Annotated in this window: 22 protein-coding genes and 1 tRNA gene; 18 read left to right on the top strand and 5 right to left on the bottom strand. The window is 66.4% G+C overall.

The genetic code is table 11. The annotated features are described in order from the left end of the window. Nucleotides 1-356: 356 nt before the first annotated feature. From KA383_17360 to KA383_17345, 4 genes are all read left to right on the top strand, one after another. Entirely contained in the window at nt 357-1,247 is an 891-nt protein-coding gene (locus KA383_17360) for a polyphosphate polymerase domain-containing protein (GenBank protein ID MBP7747887.1), read from the top strand. Further along, complete coding sequence (locus KA383_17355) at nt 1,244-1,954, top strand: MgtC/SapB family protein (GenBank protein ID MBP7747886.1); 711 nt, start codon at nt 1,244-1,246, stop codon at nt 1,952-1,954. The genes KA383_17360 and KA383_17355 overlap by 4 nt, the downstream gene beginning before the upstream one ends. Continuing rightward, entirely contained in the window at nt 1,951-3,132 is a 1,182-nt protein-coding gene (locus KA383_17350; GenBank protein ID MBP7747885.1) for an HlyD family efflux transporter periplasmic adaptor subunit, read from the top strand. Before KA383_17355 ends, KA383_17350 begins: the two co-directional genes overlap by 4 nt. A gap of 340 nt (nt 3,133-3,472) precedes the next feature. Continuing rightward, nucleotides 3,473-4,180 carry a PEP-CTERM sorting domain-containing protein gene (locus KA383_17345; protein ID MBP7747884.1) on the top strand — a complete coding sequence of 236 codons (708 nt, stop codon included), beginning with the start codon at nt 3,473-3,475 and terminating at the stop codon, nt 4,178-4,180. A gap of 130 nt (nt 4,181-4,310) precedes the next feature. Here KA383_17345 and KA383_17340 read toward each other — a convergent pair whose 3' ends face one another. Beyond that, nucleotides 4,311-4,748, bottom strand: a complete 438-nt coding sequence (locus KA383_17340) for a PilZ domain-containing protein (protein MBP7747883.1) — start codon at nt 4,746-4,748, stop codon at nt 4,311-4,313. A 460-nt stretch (nt 4,749-5,208) separates the two neighbouring features. Between KA383_17340 and KA383_17335 the strand changes: the two genes are divergently transcribed. From KA383_17335 to KA383_17275, 13 genes are all read left to right on the top strand, one after another. Further along, complete coding sequence (locus KA383_17335) at nt 5,209-6,258, top strand: HDOD domain-containing protein (GenBank protein MBP7747882.1); 1,050 nt, start codon at nt 5,209-5,211, stop codon at nt 6,256-6,258. Nucleotides 6,259-6,390: 132 nt separating this feature from the next. Next, on the top strand, nt 6,391-7,575 hold the full coding sequence (locus KA383_17330) for a hypothetical protein (protein MBP7747881.1): 1,185 nt from the start codon (nt 6,391-6,393) through the stop codon (nt 7,573-7,575). A gap of 208 nt (nt 7,576-7,783) precedes the next feature. Beyond that, a tRNA-Gln gene (locus KA383_17325) sits at nt 7,784-7,855 on the top strand. 183 nt (nt 7,856-8,038) lie between these two features. Further along, nucleotides 8,039-8,983 (top strand): ribose-phosphate pyrophosphokinase, encoded by a 945-nt coding sequence (locus KA383_17320; protein ID MBP7747880.1) that lies wholly within the window; start codon nt 8,039-8,041, stop codon nt 8,981-8,983. A 59-nt stretch (nt 8,984-9,042) separates the two neighbouring features. Continuing rightward, complete coding sequence (locus KA383_17315; GenBank protein MBP7747879.1) at nt 9,043-9,693, top strand: 50S ribosomal protein L25; 651 nt, start codon at nt 9,043-9,045, stop codon at nt 9,691-9,693. 2 nt (nt 9,694-9,695) lie between these two features. Next, nucleotides 9,696-10,325 carry an aminoacyl-tRNA hydrolase gene (locus KA383_17310; GenBank protein ID MBP7747878.1) on the top strand — a complete coding sequence of 210 codons (630 nt, stop codon included), beginning with the start codon at nt 9,696-9,698 and terminating at the stop codon, nt 10,323-10,325. Further along, nucleotides 10,322-10,795 (top strand): 30S ribosomal protein S6, encoded by a 474-nt coding sequence (gene rpsF, locus KA383_17305; protein ID MBP7747877.1) that lies wholly within the window; start codon nt 10,322-10,324, stop codon nt 10,793-10,795. The genes KA383_17310 and rpsF overlap by 4 nt, the downstream gene beginning before the upstream one ends. A gap of 99 nt (nt 10,796-10,894) precedes the next feature. After that, complete coding sequence (gene ssb, locus KA383_17300; protein MBP7747876.1) at nt 10,895-11,359, top strand: single-stranded DNA-binding protein; 465 nt, start codon at nt 10,895-10,897, stop codon at nt 11,357-11,359. Between the two features lie 29 nt (nt 11,360-11,388). Beyond that, on the top strand, nt 11,389-11,649 hold the full coding sequence (gene rpsR, locus KA383_17295; protein MBP7747875.1) for a 30S ribosomal protein S18: 261 nt from the start codon (nt 11,389-11,391) through the stop codon (nt 11,647-11,649). 29 nt (nt 11,650-11,678) lie between these two features. Continuing rightward, nucleotides 11,679-12,215, top strand: coding sequence for a 50S ribosomal protein L9 (gene rplI / locus KA383_17290; GenBank protein MBP7747874.1), 537 nt, complete (start codon nt 11,679-11,681; stop codon nt 12,213-12,215). Then, entirely contained in the window at nt 12,133-13,650 is a 1,518-nt protein-coding gene (dnaB, locus tag KA383_17285) for a replicative DNA helicase (GenBank protein MBP7747873.1), read from the top strand. The genes rplI and dnaB overlap by 83 nt, the downstream gene beginning before the upstream one ends. A 271-nt stretch (nt 13,651-13,921) precedes the next feature. Further along, on the top strand, nt 13,922-14,500 hold the full coding sequence (locus tag KA383_17280) for a hypothetical protein (GenBank protein MBP7747872.1): 579 nt from the start codon (nt 13,922-13,924) through the stop codon (nt 14,498-14,500). Nucleotides 14,501-14,546: 46 nt separating this feature from the next. Continuing rightward, nucleotides 14,547-15,923, top strand: coding sequence for a diguanylate cyclase (locus KA383_17275; GenBank protein ID MBP7747871.1), 1,377 nt, complete (start codon nt 14,547-14,549; stop codon nt 15,921-15,923). A 123-nt stretch (nt 15,924-16,046) separates the two neighbouring features. Here KA383_17275 and rfbA read toward each other — a convergent pair whose 3' ends face one another. The 3 genes from rfbA to KA383_17260 all read right to left on the bottom strand — a co-directional run bounded on the left by rfbA (nt 16,047) and on the right by KA383_17260 (nt 20,534). Further along, nucleotides 16,047-16,919: a glucose-1-phosphate thymidylyltransferase RfbA gene (rfbA, locus tag KA383_17270; GenBank protein MBP7747870.1), complete on the bottom strand. Its 873-nt coding sequence runs from the start codon at nt 16,917-16,919 to the stop codon at nt 16,047-16,049. A gap of 6 nt (nt 16,920-16,925) precedes the next feature. Next, entirely contained in the window at nt 16,926-17,999 is a 1,074-nt protein-coding gene (gene rfbB / locus KA383_17265) for a dTDP-glucose 4,6-dehydratase (protein ID MBP7747869.1), read from the bottom strand. 231 nt (nt 18,000-18,230) lie between these two features. Further along, nucleotides 18,231-20,534, bottom strand: coding sequence for a hypothetical protein (locus tag KA383_17260; protein ID MBP7747868.1), 2,304 nt, complete (start codon nt 20,532-20,534; stop codon nt 18,231-18,233). Nucleotides 20,535-20,947: 413 nt separating this feature from the next. Between KA383_17260 and KA383_17255 the strand changes: the two genes are divergently transcribed. After that, complete coding sequence (locus KA383_17255) at nt 20,948-22,057, top strand: DUF3616 domain-containing protein (GenBank protein MBP7747867.1); 1,110 nt, start codon at nt 20,948-20,950, stop codon at nt 22,055-22,057. 94 nt (nt 22,058-22,151) lie between these two features. Here KA383_17255 and KA383_17250 read toward each other — a convergent pair whose 3' ends face one another. Further along, nucleotides 22,152-24,905 (bottom strand): hypothetical protein, encoded by a 2,754-nt coding sequence (locus tag KA383_17250; GenBank protein ID MBP7747866.1) that lies wholly within the window; start codon nt 24,903-24,905, stop codon nt 22,152-22,154. Between the last annotated feature and the right edge of the window lie 71 nt (nt 24,906-24,976).

Raw genomic sequence — 24,976 nt, 5'->3', positions numbered from 1 at the left:
AAAAAACCGCAGCGCCCGTTCTGAAAAGCCGCTCCGTGCGCAGAAATGAGGCCCGCCGCGGGTACGCCAACCCGCCGACCTTCGTACGCATCCCACTCTGCGAGACTTATGACAACGCAACCGTCTCGCCTAAAGCGCATTGACCTAGCGTAACCCTAGGCTTATCATAACATGATGTTAACGAGCCGATGACCCCCCGGGTGTGGCGGGGGGCGGGTTTGGGTGACGTGCAAATCTCCGCTGGGGTGAAAACTGGCGCTGGCACCCGGACGGATGACGCGCGTCCCCCTTTCCGGTGACGTCCGGAGTGGGTTTTGCAGGGACTGCGAGCGATGCAGCCGGGGCGCGATGGGGCGGTGCGATGGCAGCGATACGAGGCGAAATTCCTCATCAACGAGTGCCAGGCCGCCGAGATACGGCGGTATTGCCTGGATCACCTACCTCGGGACTCGCACGCGTCGCGCCGGAACGGATATGAGTACCCGGTCAACTCACTCTACCTCGATTCCGCCTCGCGCGTGCTCCTGCAGCATACCTTGCAGAAGCGGATGAACCGATACAAGCTGCGGGTGCGGACATACCGGCAGTGCCATGAGGCCTGGACTGACGCGCCAGTATTTGTCGAGATCAAGCGCAGGCTGAACGGGCTCGTGCACAAGACCCGGGCGCGCGTCGGCCCCGAGGCCGTTGAGTCCCTGATCTGGGCGGATTGCACGCTCTTCGACGGACGCGGGGCGTACGACCGCGCTACCGAGGAGAATGTCAACGCATTCCTGCGGCTGCGCAATCAGATCCGGGCTTTCCCCGTGGTGGGCACTTGGTATATGCGCGAGGCCTACGAGGGGAACTCTGCGGAACGCATCCGAATTACGCTGGACCGGGGTATTCACTACGGGATTTGGATGCGGGCACAGAGCGAAGCGACGGAAACGTGGGCACCAGTGAATGCTGGGGGCGTCGTTCTGGAGGTCAAGTTCACCAACACCTACCCGTTTTGGGTGGCACACATGCTACGCCGCCTGGATGTACTCCGGCGCGGGGTGTGCAAATATGTCCTGTGCGCGCAGGCCGCAGGAGTGTGGCTGCGAAGCAGGTCCGTACAGGAGTCGTTCGTCACGCCGGGCAGACTGGGCCCCGTGTGCGGTCACCCCGCGGCAGGCTTGGCGTCTGCTGAGTCTTCCTTGCCAACCTGCGCGCCGCGCGCGCGGCGCGGATGCCCGGATCAGGCCGCGGAAGGTTTGACATGAGCACACTGGACGAGTTGTTTTACCCCCTGCAAGCACCGCAAAGCCAGCTCGCCGAACGCTTCATCCTGTGTCTGCTGGTGGCATTCATCATCGGCATGGTGAACGGCTGGTGCTACAAATGGACCCACCGGGGCGTCTCGTATTCCCGCACGTTCACGCACGCGTTGGTGCTGATTGCGGTCATCGCGGCGATCAGCATGTCATTGGTCGCCTCGAATGCCCTCGTGGCCGTCGGGCTGCTAGGCGGCTTGGCCATCATCCGCTTCCGCACGGTCGTGCGTGATGCCCGCGACACAGCCTATGTCTTCTTGTGCCTGATCTGCGGCATGGCAGCCGGGTTCGGGTATTACGGGACAGCTTTGATCGGAGCGGTGGTCGCCAATCTGGTGGCGCTGTACCTGCACGGCACCGGGTTTGGCGCCTGGTACGCTGTGGACAGTCTCCTGCGTTTCCAGATCACCGCGTCGGCGCTCAACAGTAGCGCGTTCCAGCCGTTACTGTCCCGATTCTGCCGGCGATTCTCGGTGATATCCGTAGACGAGTCCTCGGCATCAGTCGAGGGCACCGAACCCAGCTATCAGTGTGCCTACAAGGTCCGGTTGCGGGATCCGGAGCGCGGTCCAGACCTCATCGCGGCACTGAAGCACACACTCCGCGCTGACGCAGTCCATCTGCTCGTCGAGCAGGAATACGAGGAAGTGGCTTGACCGCTGATTTACCGGCAGCGCTGCGACCACAAGGGGGCCCCAACGGCCACTGGCTACGCGGCCTGCGCCGCCCATTGTTGACTGGCGCGACTGTCGGCGTCTGGCTGCTCGCCGTTGGCGGCGCGGTCTATCTCCATCAGAAACTGGGAAAGACCGGCACGATCATGGGCTTCGCTGATGACCGGCCCGTCATGCTGACCCATCTCGAGGCCGGGATTGTCCGCGGAGTCCACGTTCAGTTGCACGAATCGGTCGCGTGTGGTCAGGTCGTGATTTCGATGGACGACCGCGAGGAGCGGATTCAACTGGCTAAGATCCAGAAGGACATTGAGCGTTTGCGCGCGGAGGTTGACGCCGTCCAGACGCAGCTCGCCGCGGAAAACGCGCGGGCGCAGGCTGATGTCGACGATCAGATGCGACAATTCGCCGTCGACCGCGAGGACGCCCGCGTAGAGTACCTCTCGCTGCTTGTTCTGGACGCGTACGACCGCGTACTGCTTCGCGGGAAGATGGTCGAGTACGAGATCACGCGCAACCTGTATGCACAGGGCAGCGCGGCCGTCCTGGAGCTAAACCAGATCCAGACCGACGTCGAGGCGCTGCAGGCCAATATCGCACAGCGCGCCGAAGCCCTTGCCCAATTGAAAGACGCGTTTCAGGCGGCGGACCGGCGCTGGGCCCGCTTTGCCGCGCGTGCGGAGGTCGTGACGGCTTTCGAACCGGTGCTCACACCGTTGCGTCTGGCGATTGATGTCCGCGAGCGAGACCTCGAGGAGACCGTCTGCAGGATCGATTCCCACGTATTGCGCGCCCCGATCGATGGACAGGTCACTGCCCTCCTGGCACACGCGGGAACCCAGGTTCAAGCGGGCGTCGCTCTAGCTACGATCTCCCCGGTTGCCACGAGCCGGGTCGTGGCGTACATACCCGAGCCAATGGTCCTGTCGGTGCCGCCGGGCGCGCCGGTCACGGTCCGTTGCGTGGCCGGTGACGGGCGCGGGCAGCGGGAATATGCCGGCACAATCGGCACGCTGTCCGCAACGGTCACGGAGGCGCCGTTGCGGTATCGCCGGCTTCCCACCTACCCCGTCTGGGGCCGGGAGGCCGTGATCAACCTTGATGACGACGTCCGCCTGATCCCGGGAGAGGCGTGCGTAATCTCGACCTCCGTGTGGTGAAGACGCCACCGCGCAGGGCTGCTTGTCGCGCGGGCGGGCTGTCCGCCGCGTTGCCTGGCGAAGGGCGGAGTCGAGCGTCATTACGCCGACGCTGCATCAAAGTCGATATCTCGTTGCCGGCGCAGTCTCAGTCCCAATAGAACTGGACGGCCTTGTTCGCCGGAATGCACCGGGCCAACGCGACGCCGATTCCGCTTCGCACGCCTCAGAAGCGCGGAATTTGTCGTAGGCGCAGCAGGGCGCGCCGCTTATAATATAATCTGTCGGTCCGGCAACGTAGCCGGGCGAGGGTACAGAGGCATTTCGCCCCCGGAGTTTCGTTTCTGAGGAGGATGAAGGCATGAGAACTACTGCATTGATCGTGATGGCGTTGCTGGCGCCGGTCGCCGCGATGTCATCGATCCTGGTTTCGCTCCCGCTGGATGCGCAGATCAACCTCGGCTACACCTACAACTCGCAGTCGCCCAGCGGGGACGCCATCTACCCGGCGTTCAACAGCGACACCCAGACGTTCTTCCCCGGCAGCCACGTGCGGCACAACCTGCTGTACGGCGGCGGTGCTGGCAGCTGGTACTACCAGTACGTTGATTTCAACCTCGCCGGGATTACGACGCCGGGCAACGGCCTGGACCTGAGCGCCGCGGGCAGCACGGTCACCTTCGACACGCGGTACTACCAGGATCCGGAGATGAACACCAACCCGTACGGCGACGCCCCCGTGTTCCTGCGGCTTTACACGTACGGCGCGGACGGCAACACGTACATCGGGTACCGTGATTACAGCATCGTCTACGCCACCCAGGCACCCTGGAGTGACCCGCCGTATCCGACCTGGACGACGGTGACGGTGGACGTGAACGCTACAGCTTACACCCAAGGTGGGACGTTTGACGTCACCAACGTGAGCCGTCTGCGGTGGTACGGGACGGACTGGTCCGGCGTGGGCACGGACTTCGTCGACTTCCGGAACCTCGTGATCACACCGGAGCCCGGCACACTCGCTCTGCTGGGGCTCGGCATCATGCTCGCGGCTCGTCGTCGCGGCTAGCAGCGACCGGCGCGAGACCGCAGGAACGGTAAACTGGGGCGCGGAGGCGGCGCTGCGCGTTACGTGACCCGCGCGGCGCGACAGACAGCCGGTCGCGGGCAATCAGTCGCCTGAACCGACAGCCGCATGCTCAGCGCGCGCGCGGCGCCGCAAACTCCGCCCCGATTCGAAACTGGTTCCCGCCGAACGGCACACAGCGCCTCACCGTCGCCGCGAGCGTGGCACCGTTCTCCAGCGGGTCGAACCGCACGCGAACCACGGACCCGATGGCCAGCATCCGATCCGTGACGAACGCGAAGCCGCTGGCCGACACGTCCTCCGTCAGCACCTCCAGCGTTCGCGCGCGCGCCGGGCCCGTCACTAGCGCCGGTAGTTCGATCTGCGCGGGGATCTGGCATCTGTGCCGCTCGTGGCGTCGGAAACGCTTGCACCCGCCCTTTGTCTGATACCGCCGCAGCAAGTCGATCAAAACCGCCGGCGACACGTTGTCCATGCCGAGCGACAGGTCTGACTCTCCCGAGGCGGGCGTCACACCCGCGGCATCTTCATCCCGAATCGGCCCAGTCATAATGTGGCCCCTACGTGGCCGCGCCGACGCCCGGCCGCACGCCGTTGCGAAGCCGCCGTGCGAACCCGGGGCGCGAGCAACCCGCCCCAGCACGGCGACCGGCCGAGAGGCACACCCCGCCCGTGCGGCCACGCGTCGCTCTCTATGCATCGGCCAGACGGGTTGCAGACTGGACGTGTTCTATCCTGGCAGGAACGTATGCCAGGTCACCAGCTCGCCTGGGCCCGGGCGCGCGCCCCGCCCGGCGCCAGGCATGATTTCTAAGACGTGACCAAGCTCCGCCACCGCCCTATCAACGGCGCGCATGCAGAATGCCGAGATAACGCATATGCAAGGCCCCCGGGGCAGGGCTTCATGGCGGTATTCCAAGCGCCGCCAGCCGCACGATCTTTGCCGGGGGCCAACGGTGCACGGCGTCATTGAGCGCGCAACATTCGACCGCGGCCGCAGAGGAACCTCTATGTCCCTGCTCGACTGGTTTCGCCGTCCCAGGCAACGTGCCGCCATACGGGCACGCCTGCCGTCGCAGCCTGCGTCGGCGGCCACGGCGGTCGCGGATGTGCCGCCGCCAGCAGCGGACGTGGAACTCGATGAAACCACGGAGCCGGGCTGGTGGGAACCCCGGGGCACACCGGTGTTGGTCGCTCCGCCGCCGCACGACGCACTCACCGCCGACGACATCGCGGTGTGCGCGCACCTCCAGCGTGTCCTCGAAAACGCCGAACTCGATCTGCCGATGCTGCCGCAGATCGCGCAGCGCGCGCTGGTCAAGCTGCAGGACCAGAACGTCGATTTCCGCGAGCTCGCCACGCTGATCGGGGAGGATCAGGCGATTTCCGCCGAAGTGTTGCGGGTCGTGAATTCGGCCGCCTATGCGCGCCTGTTCAAGGTGAACCAGCTCGACGCCGCGTTCACCCGGCTCGGGGCCGCGCAGCTTCGCTCGCTCCTCGTGGCCATGACACTGAAGGGCATGGCCATCCGCATCGGCGGCCCGGTGCGTTCGCTGGGGGAGGAACTATGGCAACGCTCGATCGTCTCCGCGGTGCTCGTCAGTGACCTGAGCCGGACGCGCGGTATTCCGGAGGGCGAAGCGTTTCTGGTCGGCCTGCTGCACGATATCGGCAACCTGGCCATCCTGCGCCTGTTGCACGACTGGCAGCGGACACAGGGTGGCAGCGTGTCGCGCGGCCTCTTCGAACGACTGTCGCACACGTGGCACCAGCCGCTGGGTGCCCGGCTGGCCGAAGCCTGGCGATTGCCCGTGCCCCTTCCTGCCATCGTCGGCGATCATCACCGCGCACCGGCACCGGAGGATCCGCTCGCTGGTCACAGGTTGCTGGTGCAGTTCGCGGACGTCGTGTGCGCGCTGCTCAGCTACGGCCCCTATGTCCCCTATGACTTCTTCGCGCTGCCCTGCACACAGGCCTTGGAAATCACCGACACGCCGCCGACGCGCGCCTGGCTCATCGCGCTGCCAGCGCTAATCGCCGAACGCGCCGGCGTGTTCTAGCCGGCCGCGAAGCGCACTTCTTCCCGGCCGTTCGCCGTTCCACCACCTGGATTCCCTGCTGCGGCGACATCGGTTATGAATGCGGGCGGTGGCGACCGGTGTGGGCGAGTCGTTCATCCTCTGAGGATAAAAATGTTGCGTGTTGCCTCTTATGCGGTCCGCTGCGGCCTGTGCACGTGTCTCACGTTGTGCATCAGCGCGGGCGTCACTGTCCCCGGCTGCACTTCGTCGCTGCGTCCGGCGAACACGCTGGCGTACATCCCCGACGCGGTGCGCGCCAACGACGATTCGAATGCCCGCATCGCCTTCAAGACGTGGGTGCTCTACCCCGGACGCGACGTGCTGACGTTCGACCCGCTGGTCCGACTGCTGTGCGGAGACGAAGCCTGGAACGCCGACATTGACCTGGACCGCGGAACTTCCTTTTGCGTGCCCCGCCCGACGATCCCAGCCACGCCGGCGGAGGTGGCGCGCGGCTCGGGCAGCCAGTCGCCGCAGCCGCCGTTTCGCGTGTTGAGCCGCGGCACGGGCGGCGGATCCAGTGGTTTCGTGGGTCGCGACGCGACGGGTCGCAAGTTCCTCTTCAAACTCGACGATCCGAGCTGGCCGGGCCTGGGCACGTCGGCCGACCTAATCGGTGCTCGCATCCTCGGCGCGCTCGGCTATCGAGTGCCGCCCATACACCTGGTCGCAGTCACCGGCACCGGCGACCCCGAATTGGAAGGTCGCCGGGCGTGCGCCGCCTTGTTCATTGAGAACAGCCGCGGGCATTTCCGGTTCGACTGGTTCCGCTACCGGCGCGAAGTCCGGGCGCTGCGTATCGCCAGCGCGTGGATCAACGACGTGGACCGCGGCGGGCGGAACAACCTCGTGGTGGAAGAGGATGGCCGCGTGGTGTGTTACCTGATCGACTTCAACTCCTGTCTCGGGTCCTGGGAGGGCCGCCCCAAGGAGCCCTGGCGCGGCTGGCAGCACGAGGGCGACCCCCGTTGGACGATCCTGCGGACCGCTTCACTTGGGCTGCTGCATCCCGAGCCGGACCCCCGGCAGCCGATCGTCTCGCCCGCCGTCGGACGTTTCGATGCCGAATTCGACCCGCTCGCCTGGCTGCCTCAGTCGCCGAACACCGCGTTCGACCACCTCACACCGGCCGATCTGCGCTGGATCGCCGACCGTATCCGTGCCCTGGAACGCCCGCACATCGAGGCCATCGTCGCGGCCGCCCACCTTCCCCGGCCCGAGGACGCCGCATATCTAATAGAGACCCTCCTCGCCCGCCGGCAACGGATCCTGGACCTGGCCGACGCCCCGCGTTGACACACCGGCCTATCCCCCGGTAGAGTACCGAATTCCGGCTGTCGCCGCGGCCGGAGGTTTCTGCCCGCTCGCACGGGGCACGCGGCAAACGCCGCAGTGGGCCGCCGAGAACACGGCCGGCGGTTCAGGCTTCCGAGCGGGTCCACGACCGTGCTTTCGAGACCCAGGCGGCGAAGCGGGCATCGGAAAACGGAACCGATCGTCCCGTTACCCGGTGGTGTAATTGGTAACACACCAGGTTTTGGTCCTGGCATTCCTGGTTCGAGTCCAGGCCGGGTAGCTTTTTGACGGAACCCGCGGGCGCGGTTCGGCCGCCTCCCGAACTTCCGTCGGAGCCGTTGATGGACGCCTTGCGGATTGTTGCCGAGTCTCTCGCCGCCGCCCCGGATGCGCCGCGCTGCCACTCCGGCACGCCGCGAAGAACGGCGCGGGCGCCGGGCCCGGCGTTTCCCGGAGTGCTCGCATGACAGATCTGCGCATCTACGCCGGTCGCAGCAATCGTGCCCTCGCGGAGAAGATCTCGCAGTACCTCGGCTATCCGCTCGGCCGCGTGCAGCTCGACGACTTCCCGGACGGCGAGATTTCGCTGAAGCTGCTCGACGATGTGCGCGGCTGTGATGCATTCATCGTCCAGTCGACCTGCCCGCCGGCGAACACGCACCTGGTTGAGCTGCTTATCTTCATCGACTGCCTGAAACGCGCGTCGGCCAAGCGCATCACGGCCGTGATCCCGTACTTCGGCTACGCCCGGCAGGACCGCAAGGACGAGGGCCGCGTGCCCATCACGGCCAAGCTGGTCGCGAACCTGCTGACGACCGCCGGCGCCGACCGCGTCCTCACGCTCGATCTGCACGCCGCCCAGATCCAGGGCTTCTTCGACATTCCGGTGGACAACCTCTCGGCCGAGCCCGTGTTCTCCGCCTATTTCCACTCGCTCGGCTCCGGCCCACCGACGCTGGTCAGCCCCGACGTCGGCAACGTCAAGCGCGCCCGGGTCTACGCCAACCGGCTGGGCGGCGAGCTGGCGATCATCGACAAGCGCCGGGTCAGCGGCTCCGAAATCAAGACCATGGCCATCATCGGCGACGTACACGACAAGGCCGTGCTGATGGTCGACGACATCATTGCCACCGCCGGCACCGTCGTGCGGGCGGGCGAACTCGTGCGCAGGCACGGCGCCCGGCAGGTGATCGTGGCGGCAACGCACGGCGTGCTCTGCGGGCCGGCCGTCGAGCGACTCGCCGAAGCCCAGTTCGACCATCTCGCCGTCACGGACACGATCCCGTTGTCTCCGGCGGTGGTCGCCCGCTTGCCCCAATTGACCGTCCTGACCGTCAGTGAGCTGATGGGTGAGGCGATACGCAGGATTCACCGCAACGAGTCGGTGAGCAGCTTGTTCATGAAGTGAGGTCGACGCCGTCCGCCGCCCTGCGGGTGGCGGCGGCCCGGCGAACCTGGAGTCAGAGGATGGACATCGCAACGATTCAAGGCGAAACGCGGAAGCCCCTGGGCCACCACGGCAACAAACGGCTGCGGGAGCAGGGGCTGATCCCGGCCGTGATCTACGGCCACGGCCAAGCCAATGAGCTGGTGTCGCTCTCGCTGCACGACACGCAGATCGCGCTCCAGCACATGCAGCACGTCGTCAAGCTGCGCCTGGGCGACCACGAGCAGCAGTACCTGATCAAGGCCATTCAGTACGACCACCTGCAGCAGACGCCGATCCACGTCGACCTGATGCGCGTGGACGTGACCGAGCGGGTCCAGGTCAAGGTGGCGATCGAGCTGCGCGGCCGCCCCAAGGGCACGGCCGAAGGCGGCACGCTGGTGTCGGTGCTCACCGAGCTCGACGTCGAGTGCGAGCTGCGGAACATCCCCGAGGGCATCCGCGTCAAGGTGGATCACCTCGGCCTCAACGAGATGCTGAAAGTCCGCGAGCTCGAGGTGCCCCCCGGCGTGAAGGTGCTCAACAACCCCGACGACATCGTCGCCGTCGTGCATCCGCCGCGCGGCACGACCGCCGAGGAGCTGGGTGAGGCGGCCGCCGAGGGTGCGGCCGAGCCGGAGGTCATCGGCAAGGGTCTGAAGGAGGAAGCGGAAGGTGAAGCCGGAGAGTAGCCGTGAAGCTGATCGCCGGTCTGGGCAACCCGGGCCCGCGTTACGCCGACTCGCGTCACAACATCGGATTCCTGGTGTTGGACGAGCTGGCGCGGCGCTGGGGCGCCGACGTGTCGCGCTACGATCGACACTTCGAAGGGCTGCTCGGCGAGGCGACGGTACAGGGCGAGACCGTGCTCCTGCTCAAGCCCGCGACGTACATGAATCTCAGCGGGCGCAGCGTGGCGGCCACGGCGCGCTACTACAAGCTGCCGGCCGAAGCCGTGCTGGTCATTTACGACGACCTGGACCTGCCGGTCGGCCAGCTGCGTGTGCGGGCCGCGGGCTCGTCCGGCGGACATAAAGGCATGGACGACGTGATCCGGCAGTTCGGTACCGACACGCTCCCGCGCATCCGCATCGGGATCGGGAAGGTGGCGCGCGCCGCGACCGTCGATCATGTGCTCAGCCGTTTCGAGCCGGACGAGCGGCCCGCGATCGAAGCCGCCGTCCAGCGCGCCGCGGACGCCGTCGCGTGTTGGCTCCGCCGCGGCCTCGACGCGGCCATGAACGAATTCAACCGCAAGCAAGACGCGGAGTCGCGTCCCCGGCCGCGCCCGGGCGACCCGCCGTCGGAAGGAGACCCATCTTGAAACGCTACGAGGTGATGTTTCTGTTTGACACCGCGGCCGTCCGTGACTGGGCCGGCATCGAGGAAGAGGTCAAGCGCCTCTGCGGGCGCATCGGCGCCGAGCTGCTGGTGTGCGTGAAGTTCGACGAGCGCAAGCTCGCCTACGAAATCGCGCGCCGCAAGCGCGGCACGTACGTCCTGGCGTACATTGATGCCCCATCGGAGCGTATCGGCGACCTCGAGCGCGACATCCAGCTCAGCGAAGTGCTGCTGCGCGGGATGGTCGTGCGCGCCGAGGGTCTGACCGAGGAGCGCCTCGCCGAGTTGCGCGCCCACCCGGTCGACACGCCGCTGATGCCGCTGGCCGGGGATGGCCGCCGGCATGATGACGATCGGCGCGGCCATGACCGGCGCGGCGGACCGCGTGAGGAAGGCGTGCGCGAGCCCGCCGCGCAGGCCCCCGTCGCGACCGAGGACCCGGAGCTGGCGTAGCCGGCGCCCCGCGTCGCAGTGTCGCGCTCATGGCGGCTGCGAGCGCTGGACGGTTGTGCCGGCGAGCGCGCCGCGATCTTTCGGAGACAGGTGAGAAACATGGCCAGCTTCAACAAAGTCATCCTCATGGGCAACCTGACGCGCGACCCGCAGTTGCGCTACCTGCCCAGCAACATGGCGGTCTGTGAGTTCGGCCTGGCCACCAACCGCAAGTGGAAGGACCGCGACGGCAACCAGAAGGAAGAAGTCTGTTTCGTCGACGTGGCCGCCTTCGGGCGCGGCGGCGAGATCATCAACCAGTACATGACCAAGGGCCGCACGCTCCTCGTCGAAGGCTACCTGCGTTTCGAAAGCTGGACCGGCCAGGACGGCCAGAAGCGCTCCAAGCTGCGTGTCATCGTCGACAACTTCCAGTTCGTCGGCGGACGCGGCGACCAGCCGGGCGCGCCCGGCGCCAGCCAGGAGCGCAATGCCCCGCCGGAAGACCGCGGGCACTCCGGGCCCACAGCCGGGCCGCCCGAAGCCGATGAGCTGCCGCCGGCCGGTGACGATATTCCGTTCTGAACCCCGCTCAGCACAGAGAGGAAACCGCGATGAGTGCTCGTTACTTACCGAAACAGAAGCCCCGGAAGCGGAAGACCCGGCGGACCACGGAATCGACGCGGTTCCGGGCGCCGCGGCTGAAGCCCGAGGAAATCGACTACAAGGACGTGGCCATGCTGCAGCGGCTGACCAGCGCCCAGGGCAAGCTGTTCTCGCGCAAGCGGACCGGCCTGGACGCCAAGTGCCAGCGCAAGGTGGCGCTTGCCCTGAAGCGCGCCCGCTTCCTGGCGCTGATGCCCTACGTGACGTGATCTGCAACCCCCGGACGGAGAATTCAGGCATGCGCTTGCTCTTGCTACAAGACGTGCGAAAGCTCGGCCACCTCGGCGACGTCGTCGAGGTCAAGGCTGGTTACGCGCGCAACTACCTGTTGCCTCAGCGGCTGGCGACGGAGCCGACCGAGGAGAACATCCGCGCCATCGAGGACAAACGCCGCGCTGCCGCGGCCGAACGCGCCCTGCGCTTGAAGCAGTACGCCGACCTCGTGGAGCAGCTCAAGGACGTGTCGGTGACCATCGAGGCGGCCGCCAATCCGGAAGGCACGCTGTACGGCTCGGTCAGCGAGAAGGACATCGCGGCGGCCTTGAACGCCCAGGGCTTCCCGGTGCGGCCGGACCACGTTATGCTCGATGGGCACATCCGCACCCTCGACACTCGGATGGTCAAGCTCGAGTTCGCCGACGAGATCACCGCCGAGATCAAGGTCTGGGTCGTGCGGGAAGGAGGCACGCCCGATGGCAGCGACGCCGGCGCAGCAGACACCGACGACCGGGACGCCGACGCCGCCGACCTCGACGACGACGGGGACGGCCGCTAGCCCCAGCCCCGCCCTCGAACGCCTCCTGCCCCAGGACATCGAAGCCGAGCGCGCCGTGCTCGGCGCGATGCTCCTCGAGCGGGAGGCGATCGGCGAGGTGATCAACACCCTCCGCGAGGCCGGCGCGCACGCCTTCAAACTCGAGAAGCACCAGCGGCTCTACGAGGTCCTGGTCAAGCTCTTCGTCGAGGACCGGCCCATCGACGGCGTCGTCATCAAGGACGAACTGGTCCGGGGCGGCCTGTGGGAATCCCTCGGCAAGTTCGACTTCCTCGGCGGGCTGCTCAACGCCGTGCCTTCCGCCCTGCGCGCCACCCATTACGCCGGCATCGTCTACGACAAGTACCTCCTGCGCCAGCTCGTCGGCGCCGCCCACCGCGTCACCGAGAAAGCCCTCGACAACGACCAGATCGCCCGCGAAGTGCTCGACTACGCCGAGAAGGAGATCTTCGGCGTCACCGAGCGGCGCGTGTCGGGTGAAGCGCAGTTGCTCAACGATCTCATCCAGGAGGCTTTCCGCACCATCGAGCGCCGCGGCAAGGACGCACTGACCGGCGCGCCCACCGGCTTCACCGAACTCGACGAGCTGACCTGCGGCTGGCAACCCGGCGAACTGATCATCATTGCCGGGCGGCCCTCGATGGGCAAAACGGCGCTGGGCCTCAACATGGCGGAGCATCTCGCCATCGTCGAGCAGCAGCCGACGCTGTTCTTCTCGCTCGAAATGAGCCGCCAGCAGGTCGCCCAGCGCATCCTGTGCAGCCGGGCGCGGGTCGATTCGCACGCGTTGCGCCGCGGCCGCCACTCCGCCGCCGACCTCCAACGCCTTCAGCAGGTCGCCAGCGACCTCAGCGGCGCCCCACTGCTGGTCGACGACACGTCGGACTTGACGATCCTTGAGCTGCGCGCGCGGGCGCGCATGGCCCTGCGCCATCACAAGGACCTCCGCGCGATCTTCGTCGATTACCTGCAGCTCATGCGCGCCCCCAAGTCCGAGAGCCGCCAGGTCGAGGTCGCCACCGTCTCCCGCGGCCTCAAGGCCCTCGCCAAGGATCTCAAGGTCCCGGTGATCGCCATGGCCCAGCTCAACCGCAGCCCGGAGGACAAGACCCGCCGCGGCAACCGCCCGCGCATGAGCGACCTCCGCGAGTCCGGCGCCATCGAGCAGGACGCCGACGTCGTCGCCCTCCTGCACCGCGAGGCCTACTACCAGACCGGCCAGGCCCGTGTCCGGCTCGGCGATGAGAATGACGCCGGCCCCGCGGCGGACGACCTCGACGACGCTACCGCCGAGCTGATCATCGCCAAGCAGCGCAACGGCCCCGTCGACACGATCAAGCTGCACTGGAACAAGAGCTACACGCGGTTCGACAATCACATGCCCGGCCACGGCGTGGACTACACCCCCGCGGATTCGCACGGCACCCCCTTCTAGAACCGCCGGCGACGTTATTCCGGACGCGCAGGTCCACACCGGATCCGAGCGCCAACGCCCCGGGGCAACCGCCGCGCGCCGCGTCCGATAGAGCGCGGCGGCCGCCGTGGCCGCCGCGTACTAACCTGCCCGCCCCGTTGCGCTTGCGCGATCGGCAGCCGCCCGCCGCCGCGCCGCGACCAGGCCCGTTTTGACATCGCGCTACGTCGCCGAGTAGTATATCGTGAGAGGATGGTGGGAAGTTTCGAGCGGCGTTCCAAAGGAAACATGCGTGCTTGAGGTCCGCAGCGCGATTCACATCCGCACTGGTCAGCGCGCATTGGTCGAGCTGATCGACGCCTGGCTTCTGCGACACGGCGCGCAGACGCTCCCCTTCGCGGACGTGTATGCCGCGTGCGTTCACCTGCTCAAGCATTACGAGGACATACCAGACCTGGTCCTGGTCGGTGCCGACTGGGTCGCGGCGGACGAGTTCAACATCGTCTCGTATGTCCGCCAAACCTGGTCACGCACGCCGATCGTCGTCTACAGCGCGGACCGCGAGACGCCGCTGTTCGACCTGCTGCCCCTGGTGCTGACCTGCCGTGGCGACGTGGCGGTGCAGCGCCTGCTGGCCGCGTCGCCCACGGATCTGGTCCGCCGCCTGTGTGCCGAGTTGGCCCCCGTAACGCTGTACCCGGCGCAGCCGGAACTGCCGCCGGCACGTCCCGCACCGGCGGAAAGTGCGGCCGCCGGCGCGCGGCCCGCGCTGGTGCGCCCCGGCCGCGCAATGCCTCGCACCGATGCTCCGACCTCCATCCTGACGCCAGAAGAATTGTCTGCCTTGCTGGACACGTCCGAAGAGGGGTAGTGCAGCGGTGATTCGCCACTCGGAGTGGTCCAAGGAAGCCGCGGAGATGCGTGCCAATGCACAGATCCTGGTCATCGGCAGCCCTGCGCTGAGCAGTGCCGTCAGCCAGGCCCTCCCGCGCTGCCGCAGTGTCGCCACCGAGGCGCTGCTCAGCGGCGTGTGGACCGCCGGCCACGCGCAGTTCGACGGCGTCGTTCTGTCGCTGGCCGCGGGGCGCGGCGCGCTGCGGGCCATTTCCAGTCTCCGCGAGCTTTCGCCCCAGCTGCGCATCGTCGTCACCTGCCCCGCCGCCGAGGAACCCCGCGCCCGCGCCGCGCTCCAGGCCGGCGCCGACGATTACGTGCTCGAGCCGCTCACTCCCGCGGACCTGGCCACGGCGCTCGGCCTGGCCACCACGGCGCGACCGCTGCCCGTGCCCAGTCCGTCGACCCCTTCTGTGCAGGAAATCGTCCAGCTCAGCGAGGTCCTCAAGCACCTGGGCGAGGGCTTGCAGGCGACGCTCGACCGTCTCGCGACCATGCTTCGGCGCGTGTTCGATGCCGAATCGGTCACGATCCACGTCGACGACCTGATTGCCAGTGACGGTGCGGCCGGCATGCCGGTGCTCCAGGAACCCATCCACCAGCAGGACACCACCGTCGGCAGCGTCGCGCTCGGGGCGCGTCCGCATGGGACCTACAGCACCGCCGACGCGAGCCGCCTGGCCGACTACGTGCGTTTGATCGAGACGATCGTCGCCCAGGCGCGCGAGCAGGCCCACTGGCAGGAGCTCGCCTGGCGCGACGATCTCAGCGGACTGCGCAACCGGCGTTACTTCGAGCTGGCGCTCGACAAGCTGCTCGCGCGGGCGGCCGCCGAACGGCTGCGCGTCACCGTCGTGCTCTTCGACATCGACGACTTCAAGTCCTACAACGATGCGTACGGGCATGACACGGGCGATGCGCTGATCACCGAGGTGGCGCAGCTCCTGACGCGCTGCTCGCGCGAAGAAGACCTCGTGGCCCGCTACGGCGGCGACGAGTTCGCGGTCGTTTTGTGGGACGCCGAGCAGCCGCGCGTGCCGGGCTCGCAGCACCCCACCGACCCGCTCGCGCTGGCCGAACGGTTCCAGGCCGTGATCCGCCAGCATTCCTTCAAGTGCCTCGGCCCCGGTGCGCCCGGCCCCGTGACGATCAGCGGCGGCCTCGCGTGTTTCCCCTGGGACGGCAAGGAGCGTGCGGAAATCCTGCGCGCGGCCGATGCCGCCTTGCTGGCCGCCAAGCGCGGCGGCAAGAACCACATCGTGCTAGCGGATCGGCGGGCGCCCGAGCCCGCACCACCCGCGGGGGACAGCCAAGCCCCCGCTCAGCCGCCGCACGAGGGTTTCGCGCGCGAGGGCGAAACGCCAGCCGCGCCCGAAGACCAGAGTCCCGCGTCGCCGTGATCCGAAGCGCACGCGCGCCATCCGCGACCGCCGTTCTGCGTCTCTGAGCTCCGCCGTCTGGTTTCCCGTCCTGACGCGGCATCGCGCGCGGCTGCGGAAGTGAACCCCGACCCCGTTGATCCCTCAATGGCTCGCGGTACGCACGAGATAGCGGAGATAGTCAGCGTAGCTGTCGGAAAGCTCGTCAATCAGCGCGGTGAGATGTGGCAGCGTGATGAAGCCCATCCGATACGCGATTTCCTCGGGGCATGCGATCATCAGCCCCTGCCGCTCCTCGACCGCCTGCACGAAATTCGACGCCTGCAACAGCGACTCGTGCGTCCCCGCGTCGAGCCACGCCGTCCCGCGGCCGAAAACCTCCACGCGCAGCTCGCCCCGCTCGAGGTACATCCGGTTCAGATCCGTGATTTCAAGCTCGCCCCGCGGCGACGGCTGCAATTCGGCCGCCAGCCGGCAGACCTTGCGGTCATAGAAGTACATGCCCGGGACCGCGAAGTTGCTGCGCGGCTGCTTGGGCTTCTCGACCAGGCTGATCGCGCGGCGCGACTCGTCGAACTCGACAACGCCGAACCGCTCCGGATCGCGCACCGGATAGGCGAAGATCACCGCGCCTTCGGTAACGGACGCCGCCCGGCGCAGCGTGTCCAGCAGGCCCGTGCCATAGAAGATATTATCGCCCAGCACGAGCGCCGCCGGTTCGTCATTCACGAAGTCGCGGCCGATGCGAAATGCATCCGCCAGTCCGCGCGGGTGCGTCTGCGCGACATACTCGAAGTGCAGCCCCCACTGCCGGCCATCGCGCAGCAGCCGGCGATACAGCGGCAAGTCCTCCGGCGTGCTGATGATCAGGATCTCGCGGATGCTGGCGAACATCAACACCGACAGAGGGTAGTAGACCATCGGCTTGTTGTAGACCGGCAGCAGTTGCTTGCTGACGGCGCGCGTCAGCGGAAACAGCCGCGTCCCACGACCGCCCGCCAGGATAATGCCCTTCATCGCCACCTACCCTCGCTGCGCGTAGTTCTGCGTGATCCAGGATTGATAGTCGCCCTGTGAATGAATCGCCGTCAGCCAGTCCGCATGCCCGACGTACCAGTCGATCGTCTGCCGCAGTCCCTCGGCCAGCGTGAACCGCGGCGTCCAGCCGAGTTCGCGGCGGATCTTGCTCGTGTCCATCGCGTAGCGGCGGTCGTGTCCCGGCCGGTCCTTGACGAACTGGATGAGCTGCGCATGCGGGCGGTGCGGCGCATTGGGAAAACGCGCGTCGAGCAGGGCACAGATCTCGTGCACGATCTCCAGGTTCGCCGGCTGATTGTCGCCGCCGATGTTGTACGTCTCGCCCGGCCGGCCCGACCGCAGCACGCGCAGGATCGCCGCGCAGTGGTCGAGCACGTGGAGCCAGTCACGCACCTGCTGGCCGTCGCCGTACACCGGCAGCGGCTTGCCACCGAGCGCGTTCAGGATCATCAGCGGAATGAGCTTCTCCGGGAACTGGTATGGGCCATAGTTGTTCGAGCAATTGCTGATCGTCACCGGCAGGCCGTAAGTGTGAAAGTACGCCCGCACCAGATGGTCGCTCGCGGCCTTGGACGCGGAATACGGCGAGTGCGGATCGTAGGCCGTCGTCTCGCGGAACGCGGGATCGCCGGGCCCGAGCGAGCCGAACACCTCGTCCGTCGAGACGTGGTGGAAGCGCACGCCGTCGGCACTGTGCTGTCCGCCCAGCCAGTGCTGGCGCACCGCCTCGAGTAGTGTGAAGGTCCCAGTGATGTTGGTCTCGATGAACGCCGCGGGGCCGGTGATGGAACGGTCAACGTGGGATTCGGCCGCGAAGTGTACGACCGTGTCGATGTCGTGCTCGCGCAGCAGACGGTCGACCAGCGGGCGATCGCAGATGCTGCCCTGCACGAAGGTGTGCCGCGTGGCGTCGGGGAGGTCACGCAGGTTCTCAAGGCTGCCGGCGTACGTCAGTGCATCCAGGTTGACGACACGCACCTGCTTGTCCTGCTCCAGCAGGCAGCGGACGAAATTCGAGCCAATGAACCCCGCGCCGCCGGTGACCAGCACGTTCCGCATCGAGTGTCCCTCGCTGTCGGGCCCGACGTGGCCCGGAATCGACGCGGAGTATACGGGTTGCGCACAAGAATGGATAGAAGCGTGGCACGGTCAGGCGCAGCCAGACCGTGGGCGCGCTATACCCCGGCCGGGCAGACGCCGGTGCCACCGGGCCCGGCACCGCCACCCCAGGTTCGGACCGCTGCGTTCGCGCGCGCCCTAACGCCGAGGGCCCGTTCCGACCCGCGCAGGCTACTGTGCCGTCAGCAGCGCCACGAACGGGTTGATGTCGCCGAAGCTAACCGTGCCGTCGTCGTTGACATCCGCCAGGTTGATATCGCAATCCGGATACATCGCAGTGTACGTATCTGGGTTGGCCAGCGCGAGCACGAACGGGTTGATATCGCCGAAGCCCACGACGCCGTCGCAATTGAGATCGCCTAGCAACTCCGGGCAGCCGGACGGGTCGGCCGCCCAGATCTGCACATCGTCGACGTTCCAGCCGCAATAGCGCCAACCACCGTCGGTCGTACCCATCGTCCAGCGAAGGTACACGGTCGCCTGGTTGTTGGCCTGCGCGGAAATGTCGAACTCCTGGTACACCCACGCCCCGTCGTCCACCGTCGCCGTGTTTTGCCACAAGTTGGTCCAGGCAAGACCGTTGGTGCTGATCCGCAGGTAAGCGTGATCGTACAACGGCTGCTCGACGCCGAGCCAGCGATAGAATCCCAACCGCGGCCCCGTCACCCCGGAGCAGTCGATCGCCGGCGTGGTGATGCTCATCTCGGCCAGGTTGTTGGCGTAGTCGCCGGCGAGGTTGTAGCCGACGACGTTCGTGCCGGTGAAGCCGACGTTGGGATCGTTGGAGCCGTACTCGCCGCCGCCGCCGGTCGGATCACCCCAGGCCCACTGGTTCGCCGCCGTGTTGGGCGATTTCGTCCAGCCCGGGTTGCTGTCCATGTTCGCGCTGTAAATCGTGACGATCGGCTCCGCCGCCGCATTGTACGTCGTCTCTGGTGCATCCGCCGGCGAGTAGTTCACGATGCCGGTCGTCGTCGCGGCCGACAAGTAGTAGTACCGTGTGAGACCGCACGTCGTCGCCGGCAGCGTCGCCTCATACAGACCGCTGCCGAGCGACGTCAGTGTGTACTCCGTGAACGCGCCGCTGCTGCCGACGCGCGTGAACAAGCGCGGCGAAGCCGTGTCGAGCGTCGCCCCCACCGCCACGATGCGTACCGGCACCGTCTCCGGCGTGTCCGGTGTGAGACGCGTCGGCAGCCCATTCGGGAAGCCGATCTTCACGGGGCTGGCGGCCCATTCCGCGAGATACACCGCCGCCGGGAAGTTCTCCTCGCAAGTCGGAATGATCTGCTCCGGCGGAAGCTCGAACTGGTAGGTGCCGGTATCGCGCAGCTCGATGGTGAACGAGAAGATGCCCTGCGTCGCGTAGTACCAGTCGACGTCGCCACCGCTCGCCTGGTAGATCGTCGAGTAGATCGGCCCGTAGCCGTACTCCATGCCGTGCACCGCCTTGATCAGGTCGTGCTGCCCCTCGTTGAGCTCCATGAACAGCGACTGGTCCGGCTCGGGCGGCAGGGCGCTGGTGTAGCCGTACGGTGACATGATGAGTTGGGAGTAGCTGTGATAGCTCTGCGTCACGACGATCTGCGGGTTGGCAATCGTGAAGTCGCGCATGGCCGCGGTCTCCGGCTCGGAAAACGCCGCCGTGCCGCGATACAAGTCACTGCAAGGGTCGCTGCTGGAACCGCCCCCGCCCCAGCCGGTCGCGTAGTTGCGATTGTCATCCACCCCGTAGCAGCCGCCGCTGTTGAGGCGCCGGTTCTTCCGCCAGAGTCGATTGTTCGTCCAGCAGTACACGTACCCGTCGAGATTGACGACGGGGATGACGAAGAACTCGACGCGATTGACCAGGGACTGGATCGTGGGATCAGTTTCGTACGTATAGACGAGCTTGTCCGCGATCCACATGGGCACCATCACCGAGATCCATTCGCGGGCGTGGTGGCAGCCGTTGAACAGGATGGCGGGCTTGTTCGTGCCCGGCCCGCTGATCCGGACGCCGTAGATGTGGCGGCCCTGCAGCGTGGTGCCGACGTCGATCAATGAAACGAGGTCGGGCCGGTCAGCAACCATGGCGTTGAGCTTGGCATTGACCGCGTCGAGGTTCTTGTAGTCACTGAACCACGCCGGGTCGCGCTCGTCGACCGCCGGCGCACGCGCCAGGCGCTCGCGCTCGGCATCGATGTCCTTTTGAATGTTGTCGTTGAGCACCTTGAACGGCACGCCCAGGGCCTGCAGGCCCGGCATGGACTCGGGCGGGATGACGTAGTCCACGAGGCCGGGCCCTTCCGCGTCACTCATCAGCAGCGCCCGCAGGTCGCGCAGTTGGGCCACCTGCTCGGTCGTGGTCGTGTAGACGCGGACCAGTTTGTGCTGGTCGTAGCGCACGACGGTGTCATCCTCCTGGCCCCATGCGACACACGACAACACGAGCACACCGAGAGCGACCCCAAGCATCCTCTGCCAAGACGACATTGCTCGCGACCTCCTGGTTGTGAGACCATCAGCGCACAAGGAACGTGGCACCGGCTACCATTCTAACCGGCCAGTGAGCAGCCACGGCAGGCAAATCGACCGTTAAGCGACAGGAATCGCCGGGGTGTTATCGGACGCTTCCCTCCGGTTGAATCATTGAACCGTCATGGGGTTGCGCAGCCTCCCATCCACCCTGCCCACCACCCGAGGCGGTCGCGCGCAGCGCGCGGGGTCTGGACAAGGACCCGAGACACACAAACGCACCCTGTCGCAGGACCCTGCGGCGGCAGACTACAACCCTCCCGCGACCCTGAGCGGACGGTGATGTCAATACGCTTGACGATCTGGCGTGTTGCGGCACACACTGCGAGCTCAGGCGACCTGTCGCCTACTGCGCGCCGAAGACGATCGAGATGCGAATCGGTTGGTCTGCGTTGGTCTTGCTGCTGTTCGCCGGGGCTTCATTCCCCCAGGTCACGACCGCGCCAGGCGTGCTCACCGAGCCACTTCTGTTTCGCGGCTCATGCGATGCTTCCGCCGCCGTCGCGTTGACCGACGATTCGCTGGTTGTCGCCGACGACGAGAACAACACACTGCGCGTGTACCGATTCGTGGATCGCGCGACGCCGAGCCGCGCGTTTGACCTCAGCGCGCATCTAGCCGTCGAAGCCGGGCATCCCGAGGCGGACATCGAAGGCGCCGCCCGCGCCGGCGACCGCATCTACTGGATCACCTCCCACGGCCGCAACAAGGACGGCAAGCTGCGGCCCAATCGCTATCGCTTGTTCGCCACGCAGCTCGAAATCCAGGGCGATGACCTGTCGCTTCGACCTGTCGGCCGACCGTGCCTGACACTTGTCCAAACGCTGCTGACGACGCCCCTTGGCCGAAAACTCGCCCTAGACGAGGCCACGCGCTTCGGCGAGCGCTTGTCCAAGAAGGAACGCGAGAGACTCGCCCCCAAGAAAGCCGGCCTCAACATTGAAGCCCTCGCTGCCTCGGCCGACGGCAACACGCTCTACATCGGGTTTCGCAATCCCCTGCTCGTCGGCCCGTCGTCCAAGCGCGCCATCGTCATCCCTTTGAACAACGCTGCGGACGTTCTTGAGCGGTCGCAGACCCCGCAATTCGGCAGGCCGCTGCTCTGGGACCTGCATGACAGGGGCCTGCGCAGCATGGAGTACTGCCCCCGACGCAAGGCGTTTCTACTGATCGCCGGCGGCACCGACGAAGGGGGTGATTTCGCGCTCTACCGCTGGTCTGGCGATCCCATTGAACCGCCGACACTCGTCCAGACCATCCACGTCGATCTGCCGAGCTTCAAGCCGGAGGCCCTCGTCCCGTTCGCTACTCGCGATGACGTGCTCATCCTCAGTGATGACGGCAGCATCCGGGTTGCAGTCACCGGCCCCAGTGACTGCATCGACCCAGTTGAATACGATGCGGATGATCGCACTTGTGAGCAGAAATACCTCCGCGACCAGTCCCGCAAGACCTTCCGTGCCATTCGGTTGCCGCCATAAGTCGCGCGACGGTTGCTGCGCCAGCGCAAAGATTCGGCCGGACGGCGGTCAGCGCGGCCGTGGGATCAAGGCAGCCGCGTGCCGCGAGTGGAAGCTAATTGCACTGGATCGGCAGTGCGCTCGTGCTGAGCAGCGACACGAACGGATTAATGTCGCTGAACGCCGGGTAGGCGCCATCTTCGTTGACGTCACCGTTCTGTGGATTGCAGCCGGCGTAGGTGCTCACCCACGTCGCGTTGTTCGACAGGTAGAGCACAAACGGGTTGATGTCCGCGAAGCTCACCTGCCCGTCGCAGTTCAGATCGCCCACGCAGGCGCCACAGTTCTGTACGCCCGGACAGGCGCAACCCATCAGCGTCTCGATCCGAGCGAGATCGTCGCAATCCACGCGCCGATCGTTCGTCAGATCGCTGCTCAGGTCGATCGCGACGGCGTCGCTGAGGTTCAGCCAGTCGCCGAAGTTCATGTCGATGTACTCGGCATCGTCGCAGTTCACGGCACAGTCATATCCGCCCGGTGTGGCCCCTGGGGCGGTGTACGGCATGCCCGCGACATCGGCGGCGGACGCGCCGCGCACCCACGGACGCACGTGGCCGCCGCAATCGTAGATCGTCGTGTTGAAGAAATTGTCGTCGCCGGTGAGCGCGAACCAGGCGTCATCAACCGCCACGAATGCGTCCCAGCGGTGCAGGCCGCAGCTGTCGCCGCTGACGAGCGCCAGACCGTCGCAGAAATACCGCACGTCGCGGCAGTCAAAATTGCCGTCGCCATTGAAGTCGCCGATGATGTCGAGGCACAGCGTGGTCGCGGCCGACGGGACCGCTGCGCGATACGTCGTCCAGGGGAAGCCCTGGCCACTGGCGTTCGGGGTCACCGCGTTTGGGTCACTGCCATCCCACAGGGGATCCAGCACGTAGCGGTCGTAGATCGCAGCCATCATGGCTGGGATGTCGTTGATGTTGCGCTGACCATCCTGGTTGAAATCACCCGCCAGCCGGTTCGGCTGCGGGAGCGGACTGGCGACCGTCGTGCCGCCGAGATTGCGATAGCTGCTACCATCGCCGCCATCGCTGTAGCGGCCGTCCGGCGGGTAGTTGCAATCACAACCGCGGAAATCGGCGTCGCCGGCCTTTGGCCACACCAGTCCGGGGGGATTGAAATCCGGCAGCGTGTAGTCGCTGGCCTTGGCGCGCACCGGGCGTACATACATGTTGCTGTACGCGCCGTACGTTGGGCAGTCGCCGCCGACGCCCAGACCATTGTTCTGCAGTGTCCACTGTCGCAGGGTCGGCAACAGACCAGGGTTCGTCTGGAGACTGCACGGATCTGTCGCCTGCGGTAGGCAGGTCAATGCCGGACGAAGGAAGTAGTCCTTCGCGAGCAGTTCGCCCGGCATGAAGTAGCTGTCCGAGCCGCCGGGCACCGCCTCGGTTGCGGCGATGCTGGCCAGGATGTTCTGCAGGTAATCGGCCGCCGCCTGGTTGCTCATGTACGCCGGGCTACTGGGGTCCGTTTCCAGCGGATCCCCGACCGTTGCAAAGGTCTCATCGCCGCCGATCGGATAGCCGCTGTTCACGTCGCAGTTGTAGAGCACGTTCTGAATCGTCGGACGCACACATTGCGTGCCGCCGCGCTCGTCGAAGACCAGGCCGAGGATCTCATACTTGCCCGCGATAGCGTCGCCGACCGCGCGGCTGCTGCCCGCGAGGCCCGTGTAGCCGATCGCCAACCGGCTGTTCTTTACGACGTCTTCCATAATGCCCGACCCGCCCGCGTTGCCCACGCGGAAGTGCGGCCCCAGCAGCGTCAGCTTGCCGTTCTCATGCTTGGCGCCGCAGTTGTCACCGCGGCCCCAGCTCGGGTCGATGCACAGGCTGTTCATCGCGCCGTTGCGGGTACCGGAGCCGGCATCGCGCGCCAGGGCGACGAGGTTCTCACCGGTCGGCATGCGGCCCGTCAGGAACAGGTGCTTCAGCTCACTTTCCTGGATGCAGCCGTGGGGCGGGCAGGCCGTATCGCTCTGAATGGCGCCGGGGTTGGCGATGAACGCAATAGGCACCCAGGCAATCGGCGTATCAAAGACGGTGAGCGCGTCCGGGCTCGCCGTATTGAGGTTGAGGCACAGGCTCGGATTTGTACTGTCGCACAGGCTCTTGAGCTTGTTGCTGCTGGTCGCGCCGCAACACGCCCATGAAGTGGTCGGATTCAGCCCATAGCCCGCCTCGGTCGGCTTGCGATCGTATGCCGGTGTCCCCGGTTGCGTCACAAACCAGGTCGTCGGCACGTCCATGACGGCAATGTCGATCGACGTCTGGGCATATAGAAGCGGCGTGCAGTTCGGGTGCGTCTCGCCGCAGCCCGCGATGCTGACGCAGCCGACACCCGTGTCGGCGTACTTCACCGTGTTGATAAAACCGTAGTCCGACGGCGTCGTTTGCGGGATCAACCCCTTGAGCGCGAAGTCACGCAGTTCCGCCAGGCCGTTGCCGGAGCCGACGCCGCGCGCGTTGACAATCCACACCGTGCTCGCCGGAAAGACACAACTCCCCGCGGGATCGAACGCCGGGGCCAGTTGATCGACATACGACGCGAAGTCGCAAGGATACATGTGGTAGCCTGCGAACGGCGCCGCCTGGCAGTCGTCGAAAACGTATGGGCTGGTGACGTCCGCCAGGATCTGGTCGCTATCGACATTGATGTAGTCGTTGGTCGACGCCGGCTTGGTGAAGAAGTCCCTGAACAGCGTCGCGCCGCTGATGTTGACCTGCATCGGGTCGGCCAGCGCGGCCGACGTGAGCACTACAAGCGCGCACATGGCGCTGCAAACGATGCTACGCATGCTTCTCATACTCTGATTCCTCCTTCGTCGTCGCGTTCTTGCTGGATCTCGCTTTGGTCTTGCTGACATTCACTTGCATC

This window comes from Phycisphaerae bacterium (genome assembly GCA_017999985.1).
Taxonomy (GTDB): domain Bacteria; phylum Planctomycetota; class Phycisphaerae; order UBA1845; family Fen-1342; genus JAGNKU01.
The sequence above is the reverse complement of the archived record's forward strand: the minus strand, read 5'-3'. Positions and strand labels throughout refer to the sequence as shown.

What these genes read in the sequence shown, in the direction of transcription:
- KA383_17330 (MBP7747881.1), top strand. Translation starts at nt 6,391, where the DNA reads ATGTTGCGTGTTGCCTCTTATGCGGTCCGCTGCGGCCTGTGCACGTGT.
- KA383_17355 (MBP7747886.1), top strand. Translation starts at nt 1,244, where the DNA reads ATGAGCACACTGGACGAGTTGTTTTACCCCCTGCAAGCACCGCAAAGC.
- rplI (MBP7747874.1), top strand. Translation starts at nt 11,679, where the DNA reads ATGCGCTTGCTCTTGCTACAAGACGTGCGAAAGCTCGGCCACCTCGGC.
- rpsR (MBP7747875.1), top strand. Translation starts at nt 11,389, where the DNA reads ATGAGTGCTCGTTACTTACCGAAACAGAAGCCCCGGAAGCGGAAGACC.
- KA383_17345 (MBP7747884.1), top strand. Translation starts at nt 3,473, where the DNA reads ATGAGAACTACTGCATTGATCGTGATGGCGTTGCTGGCGCCGGTCGCC.
- KA383_17255 (MBP7747867.1), top strand. Translation starts at nt 20,948, where the DNA reads ATGCGAATCGGTTGGTCTGCGTTGGTCTTGCTGCTGTTCGCCGGGGCT.
- KA383_17335 (MBP7747882.1), top strand. Translation starts at nt 5,209, where the DNA reads ATGTCCCTGCTCGACTGGTTTCGCCGTCCCAGGCAACGTGCCGCCATA.
- KA383_17275 (MBP7747871.1), top strand. Translation starts at nt 14,547, where the DNA reads ATGCGTGCCAATGCACAGATCCTGGTCATCGGCAGCCCTGCGCTGAGC.
- ssb (MBP7747876.1), top strand. Translation starts at nt 10,895, where the DNA reads ATGGCCAGCTTCAACAAAGTCATCCTCATGGGCAACCTGACGCGCGAC.
- KA383_17320 (MBP7747880.1), top strand. Translation starts at nt 8,039, where the DNA reads ATGACAGATCTGCGCATCTACGCCGGTCGCAGCAATCGTGCCCTCGCG.
- KA383_17315 (MBP7747879.1), top strand. Translation starts at nt 9,043, where the DNA reads ATGGACATCGCAACGATTCAAGGCGAAACGCGGAAGCCCCTGGGCCAC.
- rfbA (MBP7747870.1), bottom strand. Translation starts at nt 16,919, where the DNA reads ATGAAGGGCATTATCCTGGCGGGCGGTCGTGGGACGCGGCTGTTTCCG.
- KA383_17340 (MBP7747883.1), bottom strand. Translation starts at nt 4,748, where the DNA reads ATGACTGGGCCGATTCGGGATGAAGATGCCGCGGGTGTGACGCCCGCC.
- KA383_17260 (MBP7747868.1), bottom strand. Translation starts at nt 20,534, where the DNA reads ATGTCGTCTTGGCAGAGGATGCTTGGGGTCGCTCTCGGTGTGCTCGTG.
- KA383_17250 (MBP7747866.1), bottom strand. Translation starts at nt 24,905, where the DNA reads ATGAGAAGCATGCGTAGCATCGTTTGCAGCGCCATGTGCGCGCTTGTA.
- rfbB (MBP7747869.1), bottom strand. Translation starts at nt 17,999, where the DNA reads ATGCGGAACGTGCTGGTCACCGGCGGCGCGGGGTTCATTGGCTCGAAT.
- dnaB (MBP7747873.1), top strand. Translation starts at nt 12,133, where the DNA reads ATGGCAGCGACGCCGGCGCAGCAGACACCGACGACCGGGACGCCGACG.